Below are 7,322 nucleotides of genomic sequence, written 5' to 3' on the forward strand. Positions count from 1 at the left end.
ACCACCAATCCGCTGAAAGTGAGGACTTCCACATTGGGTATGTGGCGGGTCGATTCCTGGCATAGCGCGTGCCGTTCCTCGAGGCTGAAGATGTTTTGTTTTCCAGTATAGTCGGCGACGGCGAGGATGACGCTGTCAAAGAGGCGGGCCGCCTTTTCCAGGATGTTGATGTGGCCGAGGGTGATGGGATCGAAGGTTCCCGGGTAGATCGCTATGCTGCTCATGCTTTCAGCGCGTCGCGGCGGATCTTTTCGATCTCGCCGATTTCCTTGGGAATTTTGGCTGAAAGGACCTGATGGCCGCGTTTGGTGACCAGTACGTCATCTTCGATCCTGACACCCAGCTTTTCCTCCGGGATATAGATCCCCGGCTCCACCGTGATCACGTTTCCCGCTTCCAGCTCTGCTTCGCGTCCGCCCAGGTCATGAGTGTCCATGCCCAGGAAGTGGCTTACGCCATGCATGTAATACTTGCCGACTTCCTCAGCCTTTTGGATCAAGCCGAGGCCGATGAGCCCCTGTGCCAGATTTTCCCGTGTGGCGGTTTGCAACTGACCGAGCGTGACGCCTGGCTTGATCATGGCGATGATCATTTTCTGGGTCTCGAGCACGAGGGAGTAGATCTGTTTCTGGCGGGGGCTGAAACTCTTGCCGATCGGGAAACAGCGTGTGATGTCGGCGCTGTAGCCATTGCAGGAAGCGCCAACGTCCATAAGGACAAGCTCGCCGGCTTTGGTCCGGCATTCGTTTTTCTCATAGTGGAGGGTGGCGGCATTGACGCCCGTGGCCATGATCGGCGCGAAGCCCCATTGATTCAGACCGCTGACCTGCATCCGGTAAAAGAGGGTGGCTTCCAGTTCATACTCCATCATGCCTGCGCGGGCGGAACGGAGGATGTCCATGATGCCTTCTCCGGTGATGTCGATGGCTTTCTGAAGTTGTTTTATCTCGAATTCATCCTTGATCTTGCGCAGGGGGGCGACCAGATCGTTGAGCTGCCTGATCTCGATTTGGGGTTGCCTGGTCCGCAGAGGCTCAAGCATGTGCATGGGATAGGTGGGAGGTTTGTTCAGCGCGGCAAATCCCAGATTGGAATGGATCGTTTTCATCATCGGACTCATCGCGGAAAGCACGCCGTAAAACTCGTCCACATATTTGACGCGCTTGATCCCGCTCAGCTTGGCAGCTTCTTCCGCGGAGAGCTTTTTCCCTTCCCAAACCTCACGCTCGGGATCCCCGCGTTCGATGAACAGCATGTCGTTGAACTTGCCGGCGAATTTGCCAGCCACGTAGATCAGTTCCGGATGCTCCAAACCGGTGAAATAGAGAAAATTCCTGTCTTGGGAAAACTTGGCCAGGTTGACCTGCGGATTGGCGAAGATGATCACATTTTCGCCGTCTGAGAGTCGTACAGCCAGCTTTTCCCGGCGGGCCTGGGTTATTTTAGCAGTCATGCGTAACCTCAATTGTCAGCTGAATATATTGTGGGAGAAAGGTTTGGCGGCACGATTCCGGTTTTTTCGGTCTCCTTCCCGCCAAAGGATGAGACCAGCAGAGTTTGGGTTTCATTGATCGTTACGGGCAGGTTGTATCTGTAATGGGAGTTGTTGTTCGCGTCCACCAACATGATGTCCCAGTTTCCCGGCAAGACCGTCCAGATTCCCGTATCTCCGGGCAGAACCGCTCCGGCCAGGTTGTCCAAGCCCCAATCCGGATCTCCGTAGGGAGAGATGTATAAGTCGATGAGGGATACATCTTCGTCATTGACGATCTGGATCGCGCCTCCGTCAGGTTGGATGTCGAAGGTGGTGACCAGATTGGTGCGGACGTCGCGGACCACGGAATTGGCAAAAACATAGTTTCCGTTGTAGGCGATGACGATCTTCCTGTCCTCAGAGAAGAATCTGGACAGATTTGACCATGCCTCCAGATGCTGGGGTTCGGAGTTGTCGACGCTGACGTAAACTTCTGAGGCAGTGCGATTGCGGACACGCAATTCGCCCTCCTTGTCGCAGCCTAAAACCAGAAAGGCCAGCGCGGACAGGATCCCCAGGAGGAAAACGCGTCTCATCAGACGACCCGTTCTCAGTTATTGCCGGCCGCTTTTCTGCGGGATGCCACGCCCTCGGTCTTGCCGTAGTCCGGCCCGACCCCTTTGGTGACGACATCCTCAGTGATCCTGCAGGATTTGATGTTGTCGCGGTCGGGGATTTCATACATGATCTTGAGCATGAATTTTTCCATGATGGAGCGCAGGCCGCGAGCCCCGGCTTTCTGTTTTATGGCGGTTGAGGCGATCTGGTGGAGGGCCTCTTTGTCAAAGCTGAGTTCGACTCCGTCCAGTTCGAAGTATTTCTTGTACTGGCTGCAGATGGCGTTTTTCGGCTTCACCAGGATGTCGATCAGCGCTTCCTCATTCAGTTCATGCAGGGTGCAGAGCACCGGCATCCTGCCGATCAATTCCGGGATCAGCCCGTATTTGAGGAGGTCGTGCGACTCCGTGTTGTCGAAAATGTTGCGGTCTTCCGTGGTCCGGCCCAGTTTGACGTCGAAGCCGATGGCCTTTTTGTCCAGGCGTTCCTTGATGATCTTTTCCAGGCCGAAGAAGGCCCCGCCGGCGATGAACAGGATGTTCTTGGTATCCATTTCGATGAAATCCTGCTGCGGATGTTTCCTGCCGCCTTTGGGCGGAACGTTCACTTTAGTGCCTTCCAGGATCTTCAGCAGGGCTTGCTGGACACCCTCTCCCGAAACGTCGCGAGTGATCGAAGGGGTCTCGGATTTGCGGCTGATCTTGTCTATTTCGTCTATGTATACGATCCCGTGCTCGGCTTTGGCCACATCATAATCGGCCGCTTGCAGCAGGCGCACCAAAATGTTTTCCACATCCTCGCCCACGTAGCCGGCCTCGGTCAGGGTGGTGGCGTCGGAGATCGCAAAAGGAACTTTCAAAAAAGTCGCCAGGGTCTGAGCGATCAGGGTTTTGCCGCAGCCCGTGGGCCCGATCATCAGGATATTGCTTTTTTCCAGGTCGATCTGGTCGTCCTTGCTCTGGCGGAAGATCCTTTTATAGTGGTTGTAAACGGCCACGGAGATGATCATCTTGGCCTGGTCCTGACCGATCACGTATTGGTCCAGATAGTTCTTTATCTCGCTGGGTTTGGGGAGGTCCATGGCCTCGTCTTCCGGCGCCGGAGCGCTGGAGATGACGATGTTGTGGCACATCAGGATGCATTCATCGCAGATGTTTCCCGCGATACCCCGGATCAGGGTTTTGACCTCAACTTCGTTTCTGCCGCAGAAAGAGCAGCTCAGGTTTTTGAATTTGTCCAAGAAATCCTCCTTGTGTTTTGACCTTGGTTAAATTCGAATGTTCAATTAAAGTGGATGCTGAATTCCCGTCAAGTTATTTCCGGTTGACGATCACTTCGTCGATGATGCCGTATTTCTTGGCCTCGGTCGCGTCCATGTAGTAATTGCGGTCGGTGTCCTCGACCAGCTTTTTCAGGTCCTGTTCCGTGTGTTGGTGCAGGATCTCGTTCATTCGCACGCGCAGGTAGAGGATCTCCCGAGCCTGGATCTCGATGTCGCTGGCCTGGCCTTGCGCGCCGCCCATGGGCTGATGGATCATGATCCGGCTGTTCGGAAGGGCCGTACGTTTGCCAGGATGCCCCGCTGCCAGCAGCAATGCGGCCATGCTCGCGGCCTGGCCAATGCAGATCGTGCTCACGTTCGGCTTGATGTACTGCATCGTGTCATAGATCGCCAGCCCTGATGAGATAATGCCTCCGGGGCTGTTGATGTACATGAAGATGTCGCGTTCGGAATCTTCGCCTTCCAGGTGCAGAAGCTGCGCCACGATTGAATTGGCCAGCGAATCCTCGATCACACCGCTCACAAACACGATGCGGTCCTTCAGCAGCCTGGAATAGATGTCATAGGCCCGTTCGGTGCGGCCCACCTGTTCAATGACCATGGGGATGTAGTTCATTCTGATCCCTCCTTGTTTGGGGTGTTATCGGAACTTTCCAGCTCTTCCGCGGACTGCTCATCCTGTTCTTCCACAGGCTCGGTGAATTCGCTGGATGAAGCGATCTGACGCAGGATGAAATAGTTCTGGACCGCTTCCGGAAAGTCCTCGGATGCGATCTTATCGGCATTTTTATCTTTAAAGGCGCCAACGCTCACATCTTCCAGGATCGCCCTGTGCTGGATGTACTGCTCCAGCATTTCCGGGCTGATCTCCAAGGCCTGCTGTTTTCTCAGGGCCTTCATGATGTAGAGGGTTGTCATTTCCTGCACGATGTTCTGAATGTAATACTGGTAGAGGATCTCGCGGTATTTGGGATCCATCTTCTCGACCTCTTCCTGCACGATGTAGCGCAGGGTCTTGGGCGGCAGGGGGAAGGGGTTGTCCTTGAACAATTTAGCAATGATGGCGCTGTTCTCGCCTTCGATGTTGTGGTGTTCCAAGCCCAGACTCAGGTCTTCGCCGATCTTGGCCTTCATTTCATCCATGTTCTCGAAGTCCATGTCCTTGGCAAATTCGTCGTCCAGGGCGGGCTTGGAGTATCTGAGGATGGCGTTGACCGTCAGGCTGCAGGGATAGCTGGTCTCGTTGTCCAGATCCAGCTCTTTTTGCATGGCCAGCAGTTTGATCTGGGTGCCGGTGAGTTCCACGGACACTTTGTCGTTAATCCTGGCGCCGATCATTTCAGGCAGCGATCTCTGCGGATAATCAGTTCCCGCGTAGACGTTCACGTTGAAAAGTCTGGCCTGGCCGTCTGGCTCCACGTTCAGATGGACGTTGATGTAGTCATTGTCCGCGGCCGTTTCCACGTCGATGGCGGTGGTGTGTTCCTCGGCCAGGCGGTCGATGAACTTGTGCACCTCGTCTTCCAGCAGAATGGGTCTGAACGGGACCTGCAGTCCTTCGGTCTGCGCGATCTCCACGGTGGGCTCGTGTTCGATCTCAAACTTGATGGTCATGTCTGAGCCCGGTTCCCAATTCAATTCCTTCACTTCCGGATACAGCAAAAAATGGATCTGCTTTTCCCGCGCGGCTTCGGTGAAAACTTCGTCCACATAGTCTTTTTCGAAGTACTCGATGATCCGGTCGCCGTGCAGCTTGGTCACCATGGACAGAGGCGCTTTGCCCTTGCGGAATCCGGGTACTTCTATGTTCCTGGCCGCGTTGGCCTGATACTTCTGATAGGCTTGGTCCACTTTTTCAGCTTCCACTCTCAGATCGATCTCTTTCGAGGTCGCGTTGATTTGTTTGATGTCGATTTGCACATTTTCTCCCAATTTTATGGTGCGAAAGAGGGGATTTGAACCCCTACAGGAAAATCCTACTGGATCCTAAGTCCAGCGCGTCTGCCAGTTCCGCCACTTTCGCACGGATGTTTCTGATTTGATCCAACTTCAAATATCTTGGTCAATTTTTTGGAACTGGCCTGGCTGTCAAGTAATGAGTGCGGAATTGTCTATCAATCTGGTTTTGCCGATGAAGACCGCCAGCAGCATGCGGGAGTTTTCATTCACTTCTTGCTGTTCGGAAAGCGTAGCGGAATCCACGATCCTGACATAGTCGATCCTGCCCCCGGCACTGTTCACGATCTCTTCCGCTGCTTTGATGATCGCGGCGCTTTCTTTTATTCCGGTCGATGCCATCCTGCGGGCGTTTCTGAGCGCCTGGACCAGGCAGGTCGCGCTGTGGCGTTCATCCCGGTTCAGATAGATGTTGCGCGAGCTCAAGGCCAGGCCGTCTACTTCCCGCACGATCGGACAGCGCTCAATCTGTGTGCTCAGGTTCAGGTCACGCAGCATCGTTTCCAAAACCACGATCTGTTGAAAATCCTTTAGGCCCATGAACATCAGGTCTGGCCGGATGATGTTGACCAGCTTCAAAACGATGGTCGCCACTCCCCGAAAATGGCCCGGACGGCTGGCCCCGCAAAGAACATCGGATATCTTGGCTACTTCCACCCAGGTCAGATAGCCCTCGGGATACATCTGGGCGTCATCGGGAAAGAAAACATAATCCACCTGCTGCTGGGCCAGCAGGTCCAGATCCCGCTCCAGGTCACGCGGATAGCTGCCCAGATCCTCCTGCGGGCCGAATTGGGAAGGGTTCACATAGATCGAGACCACGCTCAGGCCGCATTTCACGGTGCAGCTTTCCACCAGGGAAAGATGCCCCTTGTGCAGATAGCCCATGGTGGGCACGAATCCGAGTTTCTGGCCCGGGTCCCGCTCTGCCAAAGCTTGGCGCATCTCGTCTATCGTGTTTATGATGCGCATTTATACGGGTCTGTTGTTTTCGTCCAAAACAATTATCTTCGGTTTGTGGGCAAGCGCTTCAGCTTCATCCATCAGGCCGTAGTTGACCACGATTATCTTGTCTCCCACATGCACCATGCGTGCCGCGGCGCCGTTGATGCTGACCGTCCGGCTGCCTCGTTCCGCGGGGATGATATAGGTGGAAAACCTGGATCCGTTGTTTACATCCCAGATTTCCACCCGTTCAAACTCCCGCATTCCAGCTGCGTCCAGCAGGTCGGTGTCGATCTTGATGCTGCCGTTGTAGTGCAGGTCGCATTCCGTCACCGTCGCGCGGTGGAGTTTGGATAGCAGTATATGTCTGAGCATTGATCACTCCAATCTGTTTAGTCTTAAACCCCAAAAATTCCAGCCCGGTTTAATGTCAATCAAATTCATAACACTGCCCCGTTTTGTACCGCGCTTTTCCGTATTTATGACAATTTCTCTAACTTGTATCTCACCAATGGATTACACAGGTTTGCCCCATACGGCCCTCCTTATCATTACGGTGTCAATACGGACTCATTACGGACAAAGTCCGTAATGAGTCCGTATTGATAGCGTGTTGATAAAGGGGGCGAAGTTGATCTTCAAGAGTCTGTTTTGTTCATCTTGGTATCTGGATTAGCTGTTTCGTGAGCCCGCCAGACTCGGGAAATCCATCTCAGCCCAGAAAAAATTTGCAATATCCTAACGACAACTTAAATTATCAGTTAGAGATCGAATATGTCAATGCGCGGGGAAATATCCAAAGATTTGTGTTGACATTAAAACGGTGATATTTTTCTTGGCATAACCTGTGCAGCAGATGCTGCGCAAAACAGTTCTTTAAAAGTATATAGAGTGCTATAGAGATTTGTGCGAGCCAAAAAGTCAATTCAATCATTATAAAATGATGGAGAGTTTGATCCTGGCTCAGGACGAACGCTGGCGGCGTGGATTAGGCATGCAAGTCGAACGGTAGGATCCTTTCGGGGATCTGAGAGTGGCGAACGGGTG

8 protein-coding genes, 1 tRNA gene and 1 rRNA gene are annotated in these 7,322 nt (G+C 53.5%); 1 reads left to right on the forward strand and 9 read right to left on the reverse strand.

The annotated features are described in order from the left end of the window. The 9 genes from K0B87_08885 to K0B87_08925 form a co-directional block, all read right to left on the reverse strand. Positions 1–224: adenylyltransferase/cytidyltransferase family protein (locus tag K0B87_08885; protein ID MBW6514853.1), on the reverse strand; the 224-nt coding region annotated here is incomplete at its 3' end. Then, entirely contained in the window at positions 221–1,453 is a 1,233-nt protein-coding gene (locus tag K0B87_08890) for an aminopeptidase P N-terminal domain-containing protein (protein MBW6514854.1), read from the reverse strand. The genes K0B87_08890 and K0B87_08885, both read right to left, overlap by 4 nt. 8 nt (positions 1,454–1,461) lie before the next feature. Continuing rightward, positions 1,462–2,070 carry a hypothetical protein gene (locus K0B87_08895; GenBank protein MBW6514855.1) on the reverse strand — a complete coding sequence of 203 codons (609 nt, stop codon included), beginning with the start codon at positions 2,068–2,070 and terminating at the stop codon, positions 1,462–1,464. A gap of 14 nt (positions 2,071–2,084) precedes the next feature. Then, a complete protein-coding gene (gene clpX, locus K0B87_08900; protein ID MBW6514856.1) occupies positions 2,085–3,332 on the reverse strand; it encodes an ATP-dependent Clp protease ATP-binding subunit ClpX in 1,248 nt (415 codons plus the stop codon). Between the two features lie 73 nt (positions 3,333–3,405). After that, positions 3,406–3,990: an ATP-dependent Clp endopeptidase proteolytic subunit ClpP gene (gene clpP / locus K0B87_08905; protein ID MBW6514857.1), complete on the reverse strand. Its 585-nt coding sequence runs from the start codon at positions 3,988–3,990 to the stop codon at positions 3,406–3,408. Beyond that, positions 3,987–5,294, reverse strand: coding sequence for a hypothetical protein (locus tag K0B87_08910; GenBank protein MBW6514858.1), 1,308 nt, complete (start codon positions 5,292–5,294; stop codon positions 3,987–3,989). The genes clpP and K0B87_08910 overlap by 4 nt, the downstream gene beginning before the upstream one ends. A 17-nt stretch (positions 5,295–5,311) precedes the next feature. After that, positions 5,312–5,397 (reverse strand) — tRNA-Leu (locus K0B87_08915). Between the two features lie 65 nt (positions 5,398–5,462). After that, a complete protein-coding gene (panC, locus tag K0B87_08920) occupies positions 5,463–6,302 on the reverse strand; it encodes a pantoate--beta-alanine ligase (GenBank protein MBW6514859.1) in 840 nt (279 codons plus the stop codon). Continuing rightward, the gene (locus tag K0B87_08925) at positions 6,303–6,650 is read right to left on the reverse strand and encodes an aspartate 1-decarboxylase (protein MBW6514860.1); all 348 of its coding nucleotides are present in this window, start codon (positions 6,648–6,650) and stop codon (positions 6,303–6,305) included. It lies immediately after the preceding gene. Positions 6,651–7,215: 565 nt separating this feature from the next. Between K0B87_08925 and K0B87_08930 the strand changes: the two genes are divergently transcribed. Then, positions 7,216–7,322: ribosomal RNA gene (locus K0B87_08930) — 16S ribosomal RNA — on the forward strand; the annotation flags it as partial.

It is taken from the genome of Candidatus Syntrophosphaera sp. (assembly GCA_019429425.1).
Classification (GTDB): Bacteria; Cloacimonadota; Cloacimonadia; order Cloacimonadales; family Cloacimonadaceae; genus Syntrophosphaera.